This is a genomic window from uncultured Brevundimonas sp. (assembly GCF_963977465.1).
In the GTDB taxonomy this organism is placed as follows: Bacteria; Pseudomonadota; Alphaproteobacteria; order Caulobacterales; family Caulobacteraceae; genus Brevundimonas.
Map to the genome: position 1 here is coordinate 253,645 of NZ_CAXBOQ010000004.1, position 19,419 is coordinate 273,063.

A 19,419-nucleotide genomic window follows, 5' to 3' on the forward strand; every position below is an offset into this window, starting at 1 on the left:
TCGCGTCACTCTTCACCGATTCATGGCAACAGGAGCGCCGCATGACGGCCCAGTCCGCCCGCGGGACCCGGATCGACGGCAAGGCCTTCGCCGCCGGCCTGGTCGATCGCGTCGCCGCCGCCACGTCGCGTCTCATCGCCGACAAGGGCGTAAAGCCAGGCCTGGCGGTCGTCATCGTCGGCGAGGACCCCGCCAGCCAGGTCTATGTCCGCAACAAGGGCGAACGCACCCTAGCGGCCGGGATGCGCTCCGACACCCACCGCCTGCCGGACTCCACCACCGAGGCCGAGCTGCTGGCCCTGGTCGCGACACTGAACGCCGACGCCGGACTGCACGGCATCCTCGTGCAGCTGCCCCTGCCCGCCCATATCGACACCGCAGCGGTGCTGGCAGCCATCGATCCGGACAAGGACGTGGACGGCTTCCATGTCGTCAACGCTGGTCGTCTCGCCATCGGCCTGCCCGGCCTGGTGCCGTGCACACCGCTGGGCTGCGTGATGCTGCTGAAAAATGCGCTCGGCGACCTGTCCGGCCTCAATGCCGTGATCGTCGGTCGCTCCAACATCGTCGGCAAGCCGATGGCCCAGCTGCTGCTGGCCGAGAGCTGCACGGTCACCATCGCCCATTCCCGCACCCGCGACCTGCCGGCCCTGTGCCGCACCGCCGACATCCTGGTCGCCGCCGTCGGTCGTCCGGAAATGATCCGCGGCGACTGGATTCGCCCCGGCGCGACAGTCATCGACGTCGGCATCAACCGCCTGCCGTCGCGTGATCCGGCCAAGGCGGCCGAGGGCAAGACCCGGCTGGTCGGTGACGTCGCCTTCGACGAGGCGGCCGCGGTCGCGGGACAGATCACGCCCGTGCCCGGTGGCGTCGGACCGATGACCATCGCCTGCCTGCTGGCCAACACCTATACGGCCGCCTGTCGCGCTGCTGGCGTAACGCCGGAACCACTCGACGCTTGAAGCCCTGACCTCTTGGGCGGATAGTCGGCGCTCATCGCACCCCAGACTGTCCGTCCAGGAGAAGTCCATGATCCGGCTCACCCCGCGCGCATCCGCCATCGCCGCGGCCGTCATCATCCTGCCGACCATGGCCGGGTGCGGCTACAATACCATTCCAACCAAACAGGAAGCCGCCAACGCACGCTGGGCCGATGTCCAGTCGCAGTATCAGCGTCGCGCCGACCTGATCCCCAATCTGGTGTCGACGGTTCAGGGCGCGGCCATTCAGGAGCGCACGACCCTGACCCAGGTCACCGAGGCCCGGGCCCGGGCCACCGGCGTGACCGTGACTCCCGAGACCCTGAACGACCCCGCCGCCTTCCAGCGCTACCAGGCGGCCCAGGGCGAACTGTCCCAGGCCCTGTCGCGCCTGCTGATGGTCGTCGAGAACTATCCGCAGCTTCAGGCCAACCAGAATTTCCTCGCCCTTCAGTCCCAGCTGGAAGGCACCGAGAACCGCATCGCCGTCGCCCGGCGCGACTACAATGGGGCGGTCCAGTCCTACAATACGTCACTGCGGACCTTCCCGACCGTGATCTGGGCCAAGACCCTTCAGTCCGACGCCGAGCCGATGCAGCTGTTCAGCGCCACCCCCCAGGCCCAGACGGCACCGACGGTCAGTTTTGACGGCCTCTCACCGTCCGCGCCGGGCGGCACCGCTCCGCCGGTCGCACCCGGCGCGACGCCACCGGCGACCGTCGCTCCGTGAGCCCGACCCGCCAGTCGCTGGCTGATCGTTCGGGCGGGTGGTCCATTCCCGCCCTCATCGCCGTGGTGCTGGTCTGGCTGATCGCCGCCGTTCCCGCCTCCGCCGCCGCGCCGCTAACCTTCCCGGCCCTGTCCGGCCGCGTCGTCGACCAGGCCCGACTGCTCAGCCCGGCCCGTGAGGCTGAACTGACCGAAACCCTCGCCGCGCTTGAGCGGGACACCGGCGATCAGGTGGTGGTGGTCACCGTCGCCAGTCTCGAGGGTCACGAGATCGAGGACTACGGCTACCAGCTGGGACGCGCTTGGGGCATCGGCCAGAAAGACAGCAACAACGGTGCCCTGCTGATCGTCGCGCCCGAGGAACGCAAGGTCCGGATCGAGGTCGGCTACGGCCTTGAATCCGTCCTGACCGACGCCCTGTCAGCCCTGATCATCCAGAACCAGATCCTGCCGTCCTTCCGCACCGGCGGCTATGAGGCCGGAATCACCCAGGGCGTCGCCGCCATCGACACCCAGTTGCGACTCGATCCGGTCGAGGCCCAGGCCCTGGCCGCCGAGGCTGCGTCTCCGCAGACCGAACTGCCGTTCAGGGCCATCGTGGTCATCGGTATCGTCTTCCTGTTTCTGTTGTTCAGCCTGATCGGCGCGGCATCGGCCGGGGGGCGGCGTCGGCGCGGTGGCGACGGCCTGACCCCGATCCTGATCTGGGGCGCGGCCGAGGCCCTGAAGAACGCCTCCCGCGGTGGACGCGGCGGCGGTTTCGGCGGCGGTGGTGGGGGATTCAGCGGCGGCGGCGGCAGTTTCGGTGGCGGCGGGGCTTCGGGAGGATGGTGATGAAACTCACAGCCGAGGATCACGCCCGCATCGGCCTCGCCATCGCCGAGGCCGAGACCCGGACCTCGGGCGAGATTTTCTGCGTGCTGGCGGGGCGGGTCTCGTCCTATCGCGACATCTCGCTGGGCTGGGCCGCGGCCGCCGCCCTGATCCTGCCCCTGGCTCTGGTCCCGCTCGGTTTCAGCGCCGCCTGGTTGCCCGGTTTCGGCAACAGCTGGGAAGTCGTCCACCTGGCCGCGCGTGAGGTGACGGTCGGCCGCACCCTGTCGGCCTATGCGATCGTTCAGGCGGCCGTCTTCCTGGCCGTCTTCATGTTCACCTCGATCCCGCTTGTGCGCCGCGCGGTGACACCCCGCGCCATCCGCCGCGCTCGCGTCCGTCGCGTCGCCCTGAGCCAGTTCCTCGCCCATGGCCTGCACATGACCGAGGGCCGCACCGGCGTGCTGATTTTCGCCGCCTTGTCGGACCATCAGGTCGAGGTCATCGCCGACGAGGGCATTCACACCCGCGTCGACCGTGATGTCTGGGCCGGGGCCGTCGAGGTGCTGGTCCGCGGCCTGCGCTCGGACCGGCCGGTCGAGGGCTTCGAACAGGCCGTCGCCCTGTGCGGCAAGGTTCTGGCCGAACAGTTCCCGCCCGGCGCAAAGAACCCTAATGAGATCGCCGACCGCCTGGTCGTGATCTGACCACCCGCTACGCCGTCGCGGCGCTCCGCCCACTGCAGGACGGGCCCCGCCACTCGCCAAGGACGCCATGCCTCGCCTTCTGACCTACAATGTCCACCGCTGTGTCGGGGTGGATCGCCGGCTCGACATTGAACGCATCGTCGGCGTCATCGCCGAGCATGATCCGGACATCGTCTGCCTGCAGGAACTGGACGTCGGCCGCGCCCGGACCGGCTTCATCGACCAGGCCAGTGCCATTGCCCAGGGCCTGTCCATGTCCTTCCATTTTCACCCGGCCATGCAAGTCGAGGCCGAACTGTACGGCGACGCCATCCTGACCCGCCACCCCGAACGCCTGATCCGGTCCGCCAGCCTGCCGACGGTCCGCGGCATTCCGGGGCTGGAGCCGCGCGGGGCCCTGTGGTCGGTCATCGACATCGACGGCGTGCCCGTCAACATCCTCAACACCCACCTGGGTCTGGTCCCGCGCGAACAGCGCCTGCAGGCCGAGGCCCTGGCGGGCCCCGACTGGCTCGCCCATCCGGACTGTGCCGGGCCGACCATCCTGACCGGCGACTTCAACGCCACCTCCATGACCCGGCCCTATCAGCTGCTGGCGCACCGCCTGCCCGACGCCCAGCGCACCCTCGGCCTGAAGCCCTCGATCAAGACCTTCCCGTCCAGCTTTCCGGCGATCCGCATCGACCACTGCTTCGTCAGCTCCGATATTATCGTCCGGTCGATGTCGGCCCCGTTCTCACCGCTGGCGCGGATGGCCTCGGATCACCTGCCCCTGATCATGGATTTCGACGTCAATCCGGAAGCGACTCGCCGTCACGTTCCCTGAGGTCGCTCAGCCGCCCCGGCGCGCTGCGCTGGGACGGATTTCGCCGTCGCCACGGACGCCAGGCATCATCCGACGACGAGGGATCGCCCAGCTGCCACTCGGCGATGAACCGTTCTACGGCCGACGGTGGCGCGGCCCCCAAAGGCTGCATGCGCCCGGTATCGAAATGCAGGATCGCCGCGCCCGTCGAACCCATCACCGCCTCGGCTGCGGCGAACTCCTCCGCCGTCACCCCGATAAAATGGCCGATGCTGTGATGACGGATGCGGGCGATCGTCGCGCGCCCGGCCTCGGTCCCCGGTTCCGCCGCCACGTCGCACTCCGTATCCAGTCCCAGTGACCGGTTGTTTAGATTGGTCGAACCGATCCGGATCACCTGATCGTCGATCACCGCGATCTTGGCGTGGATGATGATCCGGCCCCCCTCCTCGGTCACCGGGGCAAAGGCCGAGAACCGTCCGTTGGAGTCAGCGCTTTCCAGCCGGAACAGCACTTCTGACCGGGCCGTATCCATCGTCATCTGGTCGAACCAGCTCGGACTCCCGGCCGTCGAGATCAGCACCACCTCGGGGCCGTCCGCCTCAGCCAGCCGTTCGGCCAGCGCCGCGGCGATCACCGGCGAGGTGAAATACTGGTTCTCCATATAGATCAGCCGCCGAGCCTTGCGGATCATCTCCAGATACAGGGTCTCGTTCTCGCGGACCTCACCGCGCCCGCGCCATTTGGGCTCGGTGCGGGCGATCGCCACCGGGGTATCGATCAGATCAGGCTCGACACCGTCGGGCCAGGGGTCGTCGGACACGGTATCGGGAACCGTCCGTTCCCAGGTCGCCCGAAACCAGCGCTCGCGGGCCAGGTCGCCCAGGGCCAGGGCCGCGGCCCCGTCCATCACGCACATGATCTCGTGACGCGGGTCCGAGATCAGGCCCGAGGGCTGGCAACGTCGGGGATCGCCGTCGAGGTGTTCCGACGAATCCCAACGATCCGTCGAGATGTCGCCGCCGCCGCAGAAGGCGATAGCGTCGTCGATGATCACCACCTTCTGGTGGTGGCAGGCACCGATCGGGCCAGGTGAATCCAGGCGAAACTCCACCATCCGCTTGCGGAACCATCGTTGGGCCAGATGCGGATAGAATCCCTGTGAAGCGGCGATCAGCAGGGGCGATTTCCAGATCAGCAGCCGCACGTCCAGATCCGGCCGCGACTTGACCAGCATCCGCAGCTGGTGGCCGATCTCGGCCTGTCGGTCACCATACTGGGATTCCGGATCCAGCCGTGTCCGCGGGTCGAATTGCCAGCCCAGGATGACGATCGAGCGCCTGGCCTTGTCCAGCGACGACTTCAACGCATCGAAATAGGCCTCGTTCTCCATCAGAACGGAGAATCGGCCCGCCGTTTCGACCCGCCAGCAATCCTGTCCCGGATGCAGCAGGCTCTGATCATGGTTGTCGGTCTCATTGTGCATGGCGTCAGCCTGACCGATTCGCATGACGTCCTGATACGCGCCGCATCCAGGACGTTTGAACCGGCCATCCGTTCCACGGAGATGGCGACCTGGTCAACAAGGCGCATCCCTGCCGAAGACCGGTATTTGCCCGATCGTCGGTTTTGGCGCATAGAAACACCGTCGTTTTGGAACCGGGGGAGATCGGCGATGCAGGCGCTGATCCAGATGATTGCCAGTTTTATCGCCTTGCTGGCGGCCGCGGCCCTGTCCCAGTTTGGCGTCAACATGCACTCGCCCCGCCAGGCGGACCGCGAAATCCACCGCGTCGTGGACTGTGACAACACCCCCGCAACCGTAATCGCACCCGCCGCAGCAGCCGATCGCGATTGTTGAGCGATCGACGACCCGTCATGGGGAATCACCCCGGCCGCCTTTGCTCCCCTCCGCTAAGTCGCTAGGGTTGTCGACGCGCGCGCGCCTCGGCCGCGATGACGTCCCCGGGATCGAGATCGACGCTCCATGAAGCCTCCGAAACGTACGCCGTTGAACCTGACCGACCTTGAGCTTCCGTCGCCCGACGAGCCACGGGCGACCGCCGGTAAAACGGCACTGGACTCAAAGGCCGACGCCGAACCCACGGTCGACTCGAATGCCCAGCCGCAGCGTCCAATGTCCGAGCGTCGCCGTCGGCGACTGGCCGAGGAAAGACGTCTGAGCGCAGAACGTGCCGCTGAACCGCCGCCGCCCGCCGCCGAGTCCGGGGCCGCGCCGGCCGTTACCCCCGAATTCGCCGAATCCGCCGACGCGCCCCCCGTCGCCTGGGACCCGCCGTCCATGCCTTCGGCCTCCGCGTCGTCGGTGTTGGCTTCCGACCTGCCCGCCCCGGCCAGCCGGTCGGCCTATGTGATCGCCGGGGCCGGATCGGTCCTGTGGATCGGCGGCGTCGCCTCGATGCTGGCCTATGAGGTCGGCTCGGGCGTGGTGGAACTGGAGCCCCTGCGGCTGGCCATCTATGCCCTGATCGCCCTCGCCCCGACCGGCCTGGCCATCATGCTGGCCCACGCCGTCCGTCAGGGAACCACCATCGCCGGGGAAACCCGCCGCGCCCGCGAGCTGGCCCAGGCCCTGGTCGCCCCGACCGCGCTGGCCGCCCAACAGGCCGGGGAGGTTCTCACCACCCTGCGTCAGGACATCGATCAGGCCTCTCTGGCCACCGAGCGTGCACGCTCCGAAATGACCCTGCTGCGTGAGGCCCTGGCCGAGGAAACCACCCGCCTGAACGAGGCTGCCGAGACCGCCGGGCGCACCGCCCGCCGCCTCGCCGAACAGCTGGGCCGCGAGCGTGAGGGCATGCAGACCCTTGGCCTGCAGCTCGACACCCAGGCCGCCAGTGTCCTCGATGCGGTGGAACGCCAGTCGCGCATGGTCATCGATGCCTCCGACCTGGCCCAGACCCAGTTGCGCGAGGCCGAGGCCGCCCTCGCCGCCCGCGCCGCGGACCTGGCCGCCGCCGCCGGTGAAGCCCAGGACGCCGCCCGCATCGCCGCAGACGATCTGGCCCGCCAGACCCTGCGGCTGGAGAACGCCGGCACCGGCGTGTCCGAACAGATCCAGTCGGTCGAGGCCGGTCTCGGCCAGCAGCGCGCCGCCCTGGTCACCGCTGCCTATGCCCTGCGCACCGATCAGGAGGATTTCTCCGCCCAGGTCGAGAGCCAGCGGGCCCAGTTGATCGAGCAGCTGTCGGCCGCCCGGGCCGCCGCCGCCGACCTGGGTCAGACCTCGACCAGTTCGACCGACGCCCTCAAGGAGCTGGTTGACGCGGCCACCGATCAATTCCGCGCCCTCGTCGACATGTCCCAGCGTGAGGCCGACGGCTTCGACAACGCCACCAAGGTCGCGCTGGATCGCTTCGAGGCCATGGCCGCCGAGGCGCGTGACAACCTGGTCGAGGAAACCCGCCGGGCCCTGGCTGCCCTGCAGGCCACGGCCGAGGACTCGCGGCTCGCCGCGTCCGGGGCTGCGGATCAGGCCCAGGTGCGCGCCGACCGACTGGGTGAGGCCCTGTTCGACGCCGCCCAGAAGGCCGATCAGGCCGCTGACGCCCGCATCGAAGGCGCGCGTCGTCTGGTCGGGGAGACCGCCGGTCTCGTCGACGAGGCGGGCGAACGGGCGCTGGAACGCCTCGAGGCCACCGTGGAGCGGATGAACACGACCTTCTCCCGCATGGAGGACGCCATCGGCGAACTGGACAACCGTGCCAGCGATCTGCCCGCCCAGGCCCAGCAAAGGATCGATGCCGTTCGCACCTCCGTCGAGGAAGGTCTGGCCGCCCTGTCGGCCGCCTCGCGCAAGGCCGCCGAGGACACCGAGGCCCTCGACGCCGGCTTCCAGGAGCGGGTGCGCCGCAACTACGAAATGCTGACCGAGGCCGTGCGGCTGATGGGGGTCGTGTCCGGCGACACGCCCGCGCCCCGCCGCCGCGAGCCCGAGCCCGCCGAAGAGCCGAAATCCGGCGACTCGCCCCGCGCCCGGCCGCCCCGTGCCGAGGAAGGCCGTGGTTTCGGCCTGCGCGGCCGGCTCAAGCTCGAGCCCGCCGGCAAGACTCCGCCGCCGACCCCGACCGACGACCGCCTCGACTGGAGCGATCTGGAGAACAGTGACGCGGATGAATCCCCGCTGGATCTGGACACGCCGATCATGCCCGAAGCCAAGGGCACCGATCAGACCGAAGCCCAGCTCGACATCCTGACCGAACGGATCATCGCCGCGATCCGCCGCATGGGCGTCGATCCCAATGCCCTGCTGCCCCGCTCCCGCGTCGAGGAGTCCGGACAGGCCATCGCCGACCGGGATCCCGACCGGGCCCGCCAGATCGTGCGCCGGGTCGCCCCCGCCGCCGTGCGCAGCGTCTCGCGCCGGGTGCTCAGCGATTCCGAGCTGCGTGATGATGCCGAACAGTTCGTGCACGGCTTCGGCCAGCGCCTGCGCGCCCGGACCGGCGACGGGGCCGCGGTTCTGGCCCTGCTGACGTCGGACGGGGGACGCGCCTTCATGCTGCTGGACGCCGCCATCGGCGACCTCGGCTGATCCGGGAACCTCACCGCCGTCACGGGTGGCGGCCAATCGGCGCTTGACGCGAGCCGGAGGTTAAGGACACCGTCATCCAGCCGTCATGTAAATGTCACGCGCAAGCAGGGTCCATGCTCGATATCCAGGCCGACGCCGCGCCCGATCGCCGACCCGCGATCGTGATCTGCGCCTATGACGCCGCCGAAACCGGCTGGGACCCGGTCGAGGACCTGTCCGGCATTGCGTGGAATCCGCCCGGGGCACGGACCGTCCCCGTCGCCGCCGATGACCCCGACACCCTCGCCACGACCCTCCAGGACCAACTCGAGCAGCACGGCTGCCGGGCCCTGCTGCTGGTCGGTCGCACCAGCAACGGCGAGTCCTTCCACGTGCAGATGCGGGCCGAAAACCGCGTCCTCGACGGCACCCGCCGCCTCGATGACACCGGCCCGGGCGTGGCCCGGGCCACGGCCCCGGTCGCCGAAATCGTCCAGGCCCTGAATGATGCCGGTCTGGCGGCGGCGGCCTCGTCCGAGTCCGAAGCCGACGCCGGCAGCTATCTGCTGTTTCGCATCCTCTCCGGCCTGCCCGACGGTATCGACAGCCCGGCCATCGGCCTGTTGCGGGCACCCGCCGCGGCGTCGGACGCCGCGGTCCAGCGTGCCGTCAAGGCTGCCGCCGAAGCCATCGCCAGCCACCTGTCGCCCCTGCCCCGCTCGCACAGCGTCTAGGGTTCAAGGCGTCTTCGCCAGCGACCGTCGCACCCACAGCGACGCGACCGCCCCGGTCAGGGCCAGCCCCGTCATCGCCAGATAACCGCCCGCGCCGAAGGCGTCGTACAGCGGCCCCGCCAGCGCCGTGGCCAGGCCGATCAATATCCCCGCCGACAGCACCGAACTCAGGGTCTGGGCCGCCGTGTGGCTGCCCGTCGGGCTCAGCCGTTCGACGATCTCGACCCCGGCCAGATAGGTGGCGGCGAAACTCAGCGCGTGCAGGGCCTGCAGCGGCCACAGCAGCCACAGCGGCGGGGCCATGGCCATGGCGGTCCAGCGCACCGCCGCCGCCCCGGCCCCGATGACCAGCATCAGCCACGGCCCGACCCCGCGCCGCCGCCGCCACGGCTCGATCCACCACATGAAGCCGATCTCGACCACCACCGAAAAGGCCCACAACAGCCCGGTCAGGCTCTCGGCCAGCCCCTGCGCCTTCCACAGGATGGCCGAAAATCCGTAGTAGAAGGCATGCGCCGCCTGGACCGCGCCGATGGCGAAGATGGCGGTCATGAAGGCCGGGTTGACCACCAGCCGTCCCATGCCGCGGAACCGCTCGACCCCGAGGATGGGGCCCGCCTCGTCGACCGGCTCTGGCGGCAGGACGAAGGCCGCGACCCCGGCGATCAGCACAGCCGCAACCACCATCCAGATGATCACCAGATCGACGCTGGCCCGCACCAGCAGGGCCCCCATCACCACATTGGCGACGACAAAGGCCGCCGACCCGAAACCGCGCGGCACTGAAAAGGCGAACCCGCCGTGCCGCGCCAGCCTCAGGCTCAGCACATCGGTCAGCGGGATGATCCCCGCCGCCGCGCTGGCTCCGACGAACCAGGCCACCAGCCAGGCCCAGTAGCCGTCGACCAGCCCCGCCGCGCCATAGCCCAGCGCTGCGGTCAGGCCGAGAATGGCGATCGGTGCGCGCCGGGTCGCGAAACCATCGGCCCACACCGCGATCAGCGGGCCGGTCAGCACCCGCGCCAGCATCGGCACCGCCAGCAGGCCCCCAATCTCGGCACCCGACAGCCCTTGGGCCCGGAACCACAGCCCGGCATAGGGCAGGCTCACCCCGGTGGCACCGAAGAGCAACACATACTGAAGGGCCATGCGGTGGGCGGCGGTCATGGCGGACCGATAGCAGACTCGGCCGCTCTCATGGGCTAGGCATTTCGTCCATGATCCGATCCCGAAATCTGGTGGTGTTCGCGGCCCTGAACGGCGCGATGGCGGTGATGACCGGGGCCTTCGCCGCCCACGGTGCCGGACCTGCGGTCAAGACCCTGCTGGCCACCGGTGCCCATTACCAGCTGGCCCATGCCGTTCTGGCTCTGGTCTGTGCCGTCTGGCCGGCCCGCGACCGGCTGGTCCGCGCCGCCGGCTGGCTGGCCGCGACCGGGGGCCTGGTCTTCGCCACGGCCCTGTCGCTGATCGCCCTCGGCGGTCTGTCGATCATGGGCGCGGTCGCTCCCGTTGGTGGAATGTTTATGATTTTAGGTTGGATTTTGCTGGCAATCGCCGGTTTCCGCACACAAACTACCGACGCCTGACCCGTCAAGCTGAGAGTTTTAGTCCCGTATGGCTTTTACTGCGCCCGAAACACCCCGCCGCGAGCTCTATCCAGAGATCGAACCCTTCGCCTCCGGCTGGATGTCGACCGAGGGCCCCCACGAAATCTATTACGAGGAAAGCGGCAACCCCCAGGGTCTGCCGGTACTGGTCCTGCACGGCGGCTCGGGCGGCTCGGTCAATCCGGGCATGCGGCGCTATTTCGATCCGGCCAAATACCGCATCGTCATGTTCGACCAGCGCGGTTGCGGTCAGAGCCGCCCAAATGCCTCGCTGGAAGACAACACCACCTGGACCCTGATCGCTGACATCGAGCGACTGCGCGAACGCTGCGGCATCGACCGCTGGGTCGTGTTCGGCGGTTCCTGGGGCTCAACCCTGTCACTCGCCTACGCCATCACCCATCCGGAACGGGCCATCAGCCTGATCCTGCGCGGCATCTTCCTGCTGACCCGCAAGGAGCTGCACTGGTTCTACCAGGACGGGGCCTCGATGATCTTCCCCGACGCCTGGGAACGCTTCCTGGCCCCGATCCCCGAAGACGAACGCCACGACCTGATGGCCGCCTACTACAAGCGGCTGACCGGCGACGACCGGGTTGAACGCGAGCGCTGCGCCATCGCCTGGTCCAGCTGGGAAGGCGAAACCGTCAGCGTCCAGGGCCCGTCCAGTCGCCCCGACAGATTCGCCGACCCGGCCTTCGCCGTCGCCTTCGCCCGCATCGAATGCTGGTATTTCGTCAACGGCGGCTTCTTCCCGGAGGAAGACTGGCTGATCAAGAACGTCGGCCGTATCCGCCACATCCCCACCTGGATCGCCCAGGGCCGGTTCGACGTCGTCACCCCGATCTCCGGGGCCTGGGCCCTGCACCGGGCCTGGCCCGAGGCCCGGCTGGACATCGTCGCCGACGCCGGCCACGCCTCGACCGAGCCCGGCATCATCGACAGCCTGATCCGCGGAACCGACTGGGCCACGACGCTCTAGAACAAGGCTTTAGTCCTTGGGATTGGTCTTCTCGACCAGCTCGCTCAGCTGGAAGCCGATCCGCCGCGCCTCACGTTCCTCCGGCTTCTTCACCGCGTTCAGCAGGACGTTGATCTGGGTGTAGTGCTGCACCAGACGCACCGTCTTGCCGTGAGCGTTCTTGCCAAGAAACAGGATCAGGTCCGGGCCCCAGAAACCCAGATCCTCGATCTGCATGGTCCCGTCACCCGGCAGGCCGACCAGTCGCGCGCCGACCTCCTCGTCCTTGTCGATACCCTTTTCGAAATCCTCGATCAGTTTCGACAGGCGCACGAAAGCCCATTCGGCCGGATTCTCGCGCATCTTGACGCCCTTGGCCATCGCCGCGGCCCCCTCGGGGGCCATGGCGCTGACGGGCTGCGGACAGGGGGCGAACATGGCCGGATCGGCCTTGGGAATCGGACTGCTCATGGTCCCAGCCTATCGCCTGCCCCGGCCCGCCGGAAGCCGCCGGATCAGATCAATCCGTGGCCCTTGGGCAGTTCGGCATAGCGGTGCACCCGGGTGGCCATCACCAGGCCGAAACCGATCATCACCGTGGCCATCACCGTGCCGCCATAGCTGAGCAGCGGCATGGGCACGCCGACGACCGGGGCCAGACCCATGACCATGGCCCCGTTGATCAGCACATACAGGGCAAAGGTCGCCGTCACGCCCGCTGCGCCCAGCCGGCCGAAATGGCTGTGCGACAGCGACGAAATCCGCAGCGCGATGACAATGATGGCGACATAACAGGCCAGCACCGTGAACGAGCCGACGAAGCCGAACTCTTCCGACACGGCGGCAAAGATGAAGTCGGTGTGCTTCTCCGGCAGGAATTCCAGCTGGCTCTGGCTGCCCAACCCGTAGCCCTTGCCCAGCAGGCCGCCCGATCCCAGGGCGATCTTGGACTGGATGATATGATAGCCGTTGCCGGACGGATCGCCCTCGGGGTTCAGGAAGGTCAGCACCCTGTTGCGCTGATAGTCGTGCATGACAAACATCACGAACGGCACCGCCGCCGCCACCGCGGCAGTGCCGGCTGTAACGATGATCCGCCAGCTCAGCCCGGCCATGAACATGATGGCCGCGCCGGTCAGGCCGATCAGCATGGCGCTGCCCAGATCCGGCTGGTGCGCCACCAGCAGGAAGGGCGCGGCGATCATCCCGACCGGGAAGATCAGTTTCCACGAGTATTTGGCGTCCCGGGCCGAAGCCCCGTGGTACCAGCGCGCCAGGGCCAGCACGAGACCGATCTTCATGATCTCGGACGGCTGGACCCGGGTAATGCCGAGATCAAGCCAGCGCGTCGCGCCCATCGCCGTGTAGCCGAACAGTTCGACTCCCACGAGCATGATCAGCGCCACGAAATAGATCGGATAGGCCGCCCGGAACCACCATTTCAGGTGGATCATCGACAGGACCAGCATCACCGCCAGCATCACGCCGAAGCGGATCAGGTGCTTGGCCGCCCAGGGATCCCAGGACCCCTTGGCCACCGAGAACAGCATCGCGGCCCCGATACCGGAAACCACGATCAGCAGGCTGATGAAGCGCCAGTCGAGCTGGGTCAGCTTGACCGACAGTCGGTCGCGTTCACCGGGACGGGTCAGGGCCGAGGAGGTCATCGCGGCTCCGACAGATAGGGACGAGGTCCGGAGGTCGCTGTCCGTGGGGCCGGGGCCGACGGGCTGGGGGTCAGCACCGCGGCCGCGGCCTCACCGGTCACCTCGCCGCCCGCCAGGGCCCCCGGATCGCCCTCGTCGGCCTCGCCGGTGACGGCCTCGGGCGGTGCCGGGCGCTCGATCCGGGCGCGCATGTCCGGGTCCTTCAACAGCACGGTCTTCATGATCTCCCGGGCTCGCGGCGCGGCGTCGGCGGACCCGCCCGCCGGCGCGTGCTGGATAATCAGCGCAATGGCGTAGCGCGGCGCATCATGCGGGGCGAAGGCCACGAACAGGGCGTGGTCGCGCCGGGTCCAGACTGCGTCGCGCGGTCCGCGTGAGCCCGAGCCATAGTCGCGCGACTGGGCCGTGCCCGTCTTGCCGGCCATCTGGATGTCGCCGAGCCCCAGCTGGGACGCCCGATAGGCGGTGCCGGTCACATCATTGGCCACCGCCGCCATGCCGCCGCGGACGATATTCAGATGCGCCTGGCTGAACGGCAGATTCGGGGCCGCGGCCCCGGACGGGCGGTCCGCATCGCCGACGGACCGGACCAATCGCGGCTGGATCGCCTTGCGCCCGTTGGCAATGCGCGCCGTCATCACCGCCAGTTGCAGGGCGCTGACCGACAATGCTCCCTGACCGATCGCCACCGACAGGGTCTCACCCGGATACCATGTGCCGGCATCGGGATGGGTGGCCCCGGTGCGGCGGGCATAGTCGGCCTTCCACTGCTTCGACGGCACCGTGCCGCTGGACTGGCCGGCGATGCCGATCTCATAGGTATTGCCGAAGCCCAGATCCTCGGCCACCCGGGCGATCCGGTCGATGCCGGCCCGGTTGCACATGTGGTAGAAATAGGTGTCGCACGAGTTCTTGATGGCGTTGTGCATGTCCATCGCGCCATGCCCGCCGCGCTTCCAGCAGCGGAAGGTGCGGTTGCCGTAGCGATAGCCGCCGGTGCAGACGACCCGTTCCAACGGATCGACCCCGGCGTCCAGTATGGCCAGAGCCGTCGTCATCTTGAAGGTCGAGCCGGGTGGGAAGGTGCCGTAGATGGCCTTGTCCAGCAGCGGCTTGCGCTCGTAATCCCGCAGCGCGTTGTAGATATTGCCCGGCACTCCGCTGACGAACAGATTGGCGTCGAACGACGGGGCGGACACCATGCACAGGATGTCGCCGTTGCGGACATCCATCACCACACAGCCGCCGGACTCCTCGCCGTACACTTCCAGCGCCCGGTTCTGAACGTCGGCATCCAGGGTCAGGACGACATCCTTGCCCGGCGTCGCCGGCAGCGATCCGCCCACATCCTCGCCCACGACCCGCCCGCGCGCGTCCACCTCGACCCGCGTGCCCCCGGCCTCGCCGCGCAGATCCGTGTCCAGCGCCTTCTCGACGCCCTGGCGCCCGATGCGGAATCCCGGATTGTAGAGCAGCTGCGGCGGGTCCTCACCGCGGTCGCGGATAGCCTTGATGTCCCGCTCCGAGACCTTGGCCACATAGCCGACCACATGGGCGAATGATCCGCCGAACGGATAATAGCGGGCCTCGTTCATGTCGGCCATCACGCCGGGCAGCTCGTTGGCGTACAGATTGACCCGGGCGAACTCTTCCCAGCTCAGGTCGCTCTTGACCGGCACCGGCGAGAACCGCGGCGCGGCATTGACGTCGCGAATGATCGCCCGTCGGCGGTCGACCGTGTCCGGCAGCAGCTGGCCCAGCAGGTCCAGGGTCTGGTCCAGGTCCTTGGTCTCGTCGCGGACCACCAGCACCCGGAAGCTCGGCCGGTTGCCGGCGATGACCACGCCGTTGCGATCGAGGATGCGGCCGCGCGGCGGCGGTACCAGCCGGAAGTTGAACTGGTTGTTCGAGGCCAGGGTCGCATATTGCTGCGCCTGCACGACCTGCAGCTGGGCCAGACGTCCGGTCAGGGCCACGACCCCGAGGGTGGTCATGCCGCCCAGCACGAAGGTGCGCCGCAGGAAGGAGCCCTGACGCTCGTTGACATCCGAAAAGAAGATGGACGGTTCGTGGCTCATCGGAACCGCACATCGCCGTCGTCAAACCGCTCGATCATGATGTGCGCCAGCGGGAACACCAACAGCGTCGGCACGATCTGGGCGATCGTCGCCAGCAGGCTGGGTGCGGTCGGCGCGCCCACGGTGACGACGACATAGGCCAGGATGAAGGCCAGCAGGGTGCAGGCCGCATACCAGACGAACAGAACCCTCGTCTCCTGACCCAGCAGGAAGCTGCGCGACATCAGGACCACGCCATAAACCGCCGACAACGCCAGCCCCCACATGCCCAGCGGCCCGCTCCAGAAGATATCGAGCGCCAGGCCCAGCCCCAGCAAAACCACCGGCCCCATGACCGACGGCCGGATCAGCGGCCAGGAAAAGGCCAGCACCATCGGCAGGATTGGCTCGGGCAGGGTCAAGCCGAACAATTTCGCCGGTGTGGCCAGAACGATCGTGGCCGCGATCGTGATCAGGGTCGGATACACGATCCATTGCAGGGGGCCGACGACCCGGACCGCCATCGCCCGTCTCACCCGTCCGCTCCCGGTTCGGGGGATGGGGCCGGTGACGGCGCCGGTGGTGTCGCCGGTGGCTGCGTCACCGGCTGATAGGGGCGCGGTCCCGGCGGCCGCGGACGCGCCTGTGCCGGAGTCGAAGACGAAGCCGGCGTTGTTGTCGGCTGCCGCGCCGGTGTCGTGGCGGCGGTCGTGGTCGGTCGCGATGCCGCGGCCGCCGGCGTCGGCGTGGTCGCGGCGGGCGTCGGCGTCGGACGCGCCGGAGCGCCCCCCCGGTTACGCGCCGTCGCTTCCGCCGAGATCGCGGCCCGGCGGGCGGCTGCATCGCTGATGGCAGCGGCCTGGGCGGCGGACGGCGGTGGGGCCGCGCCCAGCCCGGCCAACGGCGGGGCGTTCAGATCATCGGACTCCAGCAGCTGGCCGAAGTCCTGAAACAGCATCACCCGGACATAGTCGATCGCGCCCCGGTCGCTGAACAGCTTGACCCGCCACGACCCGTCGATGCCCTTGGCCGCCACCCCGACCGGCAGGCCGCGCGGGAATCCCCCGCCGTCACCCGAGCTCAGCACCCGGTCACCGACCTCGATCGAGCCGACGCCGCGGACGAACTCCAGTCGCGGATTGCCGCTGCCGTCGCCCTTCAGAATCGCGCGGGCGTCGCTGCGGGCGATCAGCACCGGCGTCTGGCTGGCCACGTCGGTCAGGTGCAGCATCCGGCTGACCCCGGCCGAGGTGCCGATGATCCGGCCGACCAGCCCATGTTCGTTGATGACCGGATTGCCGACCCGGACGCCCTTGCTGGTGCCGACGTCGAGCAGTCGGGCCCGGTTGAACGGTCCGCGCGACTCCGAGATTGACCGGGCCGTGGCCATCGGTACCGGCGGTTCGGTGCGAACGCCCAGCATCGCCTCATAGCGCGCATTGACGTTCTTCAGCGCGATCACCTGGTCGCGCTGCTGCTGGAAATCGGCCAGCTGTTCCTTGAGTTTGCGGTTTTCCGACACGGCGAAGAAATAGCCGCCGACATAGTCGCTGGCGGCCCCGGCCCAGCGCACCGGGGCGGCGAACACCCCGCCGACCGGTCCGGCCACGGCGTCAGCGGTCGAGCGCACGGCCCCGTATCCGGCCTGGCCGTCCGTCGCCCGATGGTCGTTCAACAGCAGCAGGATCGACGCTACGATTCCGGCCACGACAACGACTGCCGCGGTCCAGACCAGCGGCACCTTGAGATTTTCAAACGGTCCGTCGCGAAACGCCACGGCGCGCCTTCCAGCAAAGAGCAAGAATCAGCGGGACAGTCCCGTTGATCCACACAGGCTATCGCAAAATACCGACCGGATGGGAACCGGCGTGACGTTCGCGATGACAGCGATTTGAGACGACCGTGAGACCGCCCTGATCAGAGCGCCCGATCAGAGCGCCGAATCGAGGACGCCCTTCATCCAGCGCGGATGCTCCAGCACCCGGCCGCAGCCGATGGCCACGCAGGACAGGGGATCGTCGGCCACCGATACCGGCAGGCCGGTGTGGTCGCGGATCTCGGCGTCCAGACCGCGCAGCAGCGCGCCGCCACCGGTCAGCATGATGCCCTTGTCGGCGATGTCGGCGGCCAGTTCCGGCGGGGTGGCTTCCAGCGCCACCTTCACGGCCTCGATGATCTGGGTGACCGGCTCGGCCAGGGCCTCGGCGGCCTGGCGCTCGCTGATGCGAACCTCGCGCGGCACGCCCTGCATCAGGTCGCGGCCCTTGACCTCGATCGACAGGCCTTCGCCGTCGGCCGGGATCCGGGCGGTGCCGATGTCCTTCTTGATCCGCTCGGCGGTGGTCTCGCCGATCAGCAGGTTATGGTTGCGGCGCATGTACGAGATGATCGCCTCGTCCATCTTGTCGCCCCCGACCCGCACCGAACGCGAATAGACGATGCCCGACAGCGACAGCACGGCCACCTCGGTGGTGCCGCCGCCGATGTCGACGACCATCGAACCGGTCGGCTCGTGGATCGGCAGGCCGGCCCCAATGGCCGCGGCCATTGGCTCGTCGATCAGGCCGACGCGGCGGGCCGAGGCGTTGAGGCAGGAATCATTGATGGCGCGGCGCTCGACGGCGGTCGCGCCCGACGGCACGCAGACGATGACCTTGGGGTTCACGAAACCCTTGCGGTTATGCACCTTGCGGATGAAATGCTTGATCATTTCCTCGGCGACTTCGAAGTCGGCGATGACCCCGTCGCGCATCGGACGGATAGCTTCCATGTGGCCGGGCGTGCGGCCCAGCATCTGCTTGGCCTCGATGCCGACGGCATGAACGATCTTGCGGCCACCGACGTTTCTGAGCGCCACGACGGACGGCTCATTCAGCACAATTCCCTTGCCTTTCATGTAGATAAGGGTGTTGGCGGTGCCGAGGTCGATGGCGATGTCGTTCGACATCATGCCGAAAAATGGTGAGAACATGGGCGCGGGATACCGTTTGGTTCAGGCCTGAAGGGCGATCGTCGTGTCAGTCCGCTACAACGACGCCCCGCCGCACGCATCCCCATACGCACAACGTTTTTGACTGTCTTCGCCGAGCCGACTAGGGGCTCGTTTGCCCGCATGACGGGGGGATTACAAGCCCCGATGACAATGACTCACTGGGCAGGCGATGACGAAACCGGCATCTTCGCGGCTCAGACGGCCTCCAAACCCTCGGCCGCCAGCACCCGCTGAACGGCGGCCCGTTCCTGGGTCCGGTCAAGATGGCTGTTCAGCCGGGGAAACCGGGTCGGATCCAGCAGATCGTTCAGACGCGCCCAGCGTTCGAACACCATCAGATAGCCGTCGGACAGCGTATAGGCATCGCCCATCACCCAGGTGCCTTCCAGCAGGCCGTCCTCGACCAGCTGCAACCGGGTCAGCACGACCTTGACCGCCTCGGCCCGGGCGTCGCCCTCCAGCGCGGGACGGCTGAACAGCAGCCTGCCCAGGGCCGGGTGCAGAGACGATCCCAGCCAGCCGTTGAACGCATTGAAGCGCGCCATCCGGTACGGGTCGCCGACCGGGGCCAGGTTCTGCTGCGGGCGCGTCTGGGCGATGAAGGCCAGGATAGCAGCGTTCTGGGTGATCACCCCGCGCTCGGTCTCCAGCGCCGGGGTCACACCGGCCGGATTGATCGCCAGATATTCCGGCGTCTTCTGCTCGCCCTTGCTCAGGTCGATCCGGACCACCTCATAGGTCGCACCGGATTCCTCCAGCGCGACGTGCGAGGCCAGGGCGCAGGCCCCGGGCGAATAATACAGTTTCAGCATGGCGGCCTCCGGTCG

19 protein-coding genes are annotated in these 19,419 nt (G+C 68.4%); 10 read left to right on the plus strand and 9 right to left on the minus strand.

Features of this window, described 5'->3' with window-relative positions:
• The first annotated feature begins 41 nt into the window (after positions 1-41).
• The 5 genes from AAC067_RS10345 (at position 42) to AAC067_RS10365 (ending at position 4,058) form a co-directional block, all read left to right on the plus strand.
• Positions 42-965, plus strand: a complete 924-nt coding sequence (locus AAC067_RS10345) for a bifunctional methylenetetrahydrofolate dehydrogenase/methenyltetrahydrofolate cyclohydrolase (protein ID WP_339932189.1) — start codon at positions 42-44, stop codon at positions 963-965.
• 67 nt (positions 966-1,032) lie between these two features.
• Positions 1,033-1,713, plus strand: coding sequence for a LemA family protein (locus tag AAC067_RS10350; protein ID WP_339932191.1), 681 nt, complete (start codon positions 1,033-1,035; stop codon positions 1,711-1,713).
• Entirely contained in the window at positions 1,710-2,546 is an 837-nt protein-coding gene (locus AAC067_RS10355; protein WP_339932193.1) for a TPM domain-containing protein, read from the plus strand. Before AAC067_RS10350 ends, AAC067_RS10355 begins: the two co-directional genes overlap by 4 nt.
• On the plus strand, positions 2,546-3,232 hold the full coding sequence (locus tag AAC067_RS10360) for a TPM domain-containing protein (protein ID WP_339932195.1): 687 nt from the start codon (positions 2,546-2,548) through the stop codon (positions 3,230-3,232). Before AAC067_RS10355 ends, AAC067_RS10360 begins: the two co-directional genes overlap by 1 nt.
• A 67-nt stretch (positions 3,233-3,299) precedes the next feature.
• Positions 3,300-4,058, plus strand: coding sequence for an endonuclease/exonuclease/phosphatase family protein (locus tag AAC067_RS10365; RefSeq protein WP_339932197.1), 759 nt, complete (start codon positions 3,300-3,302; stop codon positions 4,056-4,058).
• Here AAC067_RS10365 and AAC067_RS10370 read toward each other — a convergent pair.
• Positions 4,024-5,547: a phospholipase D-like domain-containing protein gene (locus AAC067_RS10370; RefSeq protein WP_339932199.1), complete on the minus strand. Its 1,524-nt coding sequence runs from the start codon at positions 5,545-5,547 to the stop codon at positions 4,024-4,026. The genes AAC067_RS10365 and AAC067_RS10370 overlap by 35 nt on opposite strands.
• Positions 5,548-5,712: 165 nt before the next feature.
• On the opposite strand from AAC067_RS10370, the gene AAC067_RS10375 reads away from it, so the two are divergent.
• The 3 genes from AAC067_RS10375 (at position 5,713) to AAC067_RS10385 (ending at position 9,305) form a co-directional block, all read left to right on the plus strand.
• A complete protein-coding gene (locus tag AAC067_RS10375) occupies positions 5,713-5,898 on the plus strand; it encodes a hypothetical protein (protein ID WP_339932201.1) in 186 nt (61 codons plus the stop codon).
• 126 nt (positions 5,899-6,024) lie between these two features.
• Positions 6,025-8,592, plus strand: coding sequence for a tipN (locus tag AAC067_RS10380; protein WP_339932202.1), 2,568 nt, complete (start codon positions 6,025-6,027; stop codon positions 8,590-8,592).
• A 113-nt stretch (positions 8,593-8,705) separates the two neighbouring features.
• On the plus strand, positions 8,706-9,305 hold the full coding sequence (locus AAC067_RS10385) for a hypothetical protein (RefSeq protein ID WP_339932204.1): 600 nt from the start codon (positions 8,706-8,708) through the stop codon (positions 9,303-9,305).
• Positions 9,306-9,308: 3 nt separating this feature from the next.
• Here the strand turns inward: AAC067_RS10385 and AAC067_RS10390 are convergent, their stop codons facing one another.
• Positions 9,309-10,472, minus strand: coding sequence for an MFS transporter (locus AAC067_RS10390; protein WP_339932206.1), 1,164 nt, complete (start codon positions 10,470-10,472; stop codon positions 9,309-9,311).
• 50 nt (positions 10,473-10,522) lie between these two features.
• Here AAC067_RS10390 and AAC067_RS10395 point away from each other — a divergent pair, with 50 nt between their 5' ends.
• Both AAC067_RS10395 and pip read left to right on the plus strand, forming a co-directional pair.
• Entirely contained in the window at positions 10,523-10,894 is a 372-nt protein-coding gene (locus tag AAC067_RS10395; RefSeq protein WP_339932208.1) for a DUF423 domain-containing protein, read from the plus strand.
• Positions 10,895-10,922: 28 nt separating this feature from the next.
• The gene (pip, locus tag AAC067_RS10400) at positions 10,923-11,897 is read left to right on the plus strand and encodes a prolyl aminopeptidase (RefSeq protein ID WP_339932210.1); all 975 of its coding nucleotides are present in this window, start codon (positions 10,923-10,925) and stop codon (positions 11,895-11,897) included.
• Between the two features lie 9 nt (positions 11,898-11,906).
• Here pip and AAC067_RS10405 read toward each other — a convergent pair whose 3' ends face one another.
• The 7 genes from AAC067_RS10405 to AAC067_RS10435 all read right to left on the minus strand — a co-directional run bounded on the left by AAC067_RS10405 (position 11,907) and on the right by AAC067_RS10435 (position 19,404).
• Positions 11,907-12,347 carry a DUF6173 family protein gene (locus AAC067_RS10405; RefSeq protein WP_339932212.1) on the minus strand — a complete coding sequence of 147 codons (441 nt, stop codon included), beginning with the start codon at positions 12,345-12,347 and terminating at the stop codon, positions 11,907-11,909.
• 44 nt (positions 12,348-12,391) lie between these two features.
• Entirely contained in the window at positions 12,392-13,543 is a 1,152-nt protein-coding gene (rodA, locus tag AAC067_RS10410) for a rod shape-determining protein RodA (RefSeq protein WP_339932214.1), read from the minus strand.
• Positions 13,540-15,621: a penicillin-binding protein 2 gene (gene mrdA, locus AAC067_RS10415; protein WP_339932215.1), complete on the minus strand. Its 2,082-nt coding sequence runs from the start codon at positions 15,619-15,621 to the stop codon at positions 13,540-13,542. Before mrdA ends, rodA begins: the two co-directional genes overlap by 4 nt.
• On the minus strand, positions 15,618-16,124 hold the full coding sequence (locus AAC067_RS10420; protein ID WP_339932217.1) for a hypothetical protein: 507 nt from the start codon (positions 16,122-16,124) through the stop codon (positions 15,618-15,620). Before AAC067_RS10420 ends, mrdA begins: the two co-directional genes overlap by 4 nt.
• Positions 16,125-16,132: 8 nt before the next feature.
• A complete protein-coding gene (gene mreC / locus AAC067_RS10425; RefSeq protein WP_339932219.1) occupies positions 16,133-17,377 on the minus strand; it encodes a rod shape-determining protein MreC in 1,245 nt (414 codons plus the stop codon).
• A 153-nt stretch (positions 17,378-17,530) separates the two neighbouring features.
• The gene (locus tag AAC067_RS10430; protein WP_300447036.1) at positions 17,531-18,571 is read right to left on the minus strand and encodes a rod shape-determining protein; all 1,041 of its coding nucleotides are present in this window, start codon (positions 18,569-18,571) and stop codon (positions 17,531-17,533) included.
• A 215-nt stretch (positions 18,572-18,786) separates the two neighbouring features.
• Positions 18,787-19,404, minus strand: coding sequence for a glutathione S-transferase N-terminal domain-containing protein (locus tag AAC067_RS10435; protein ID WP_339932221.1), 618 nt, complete (start codon positions 19,402-19,404; stop codon positions 18,787-18,789).
• Between the last annotated feature and the right edge of the window lie 15 nt (positions 19,405-19,419).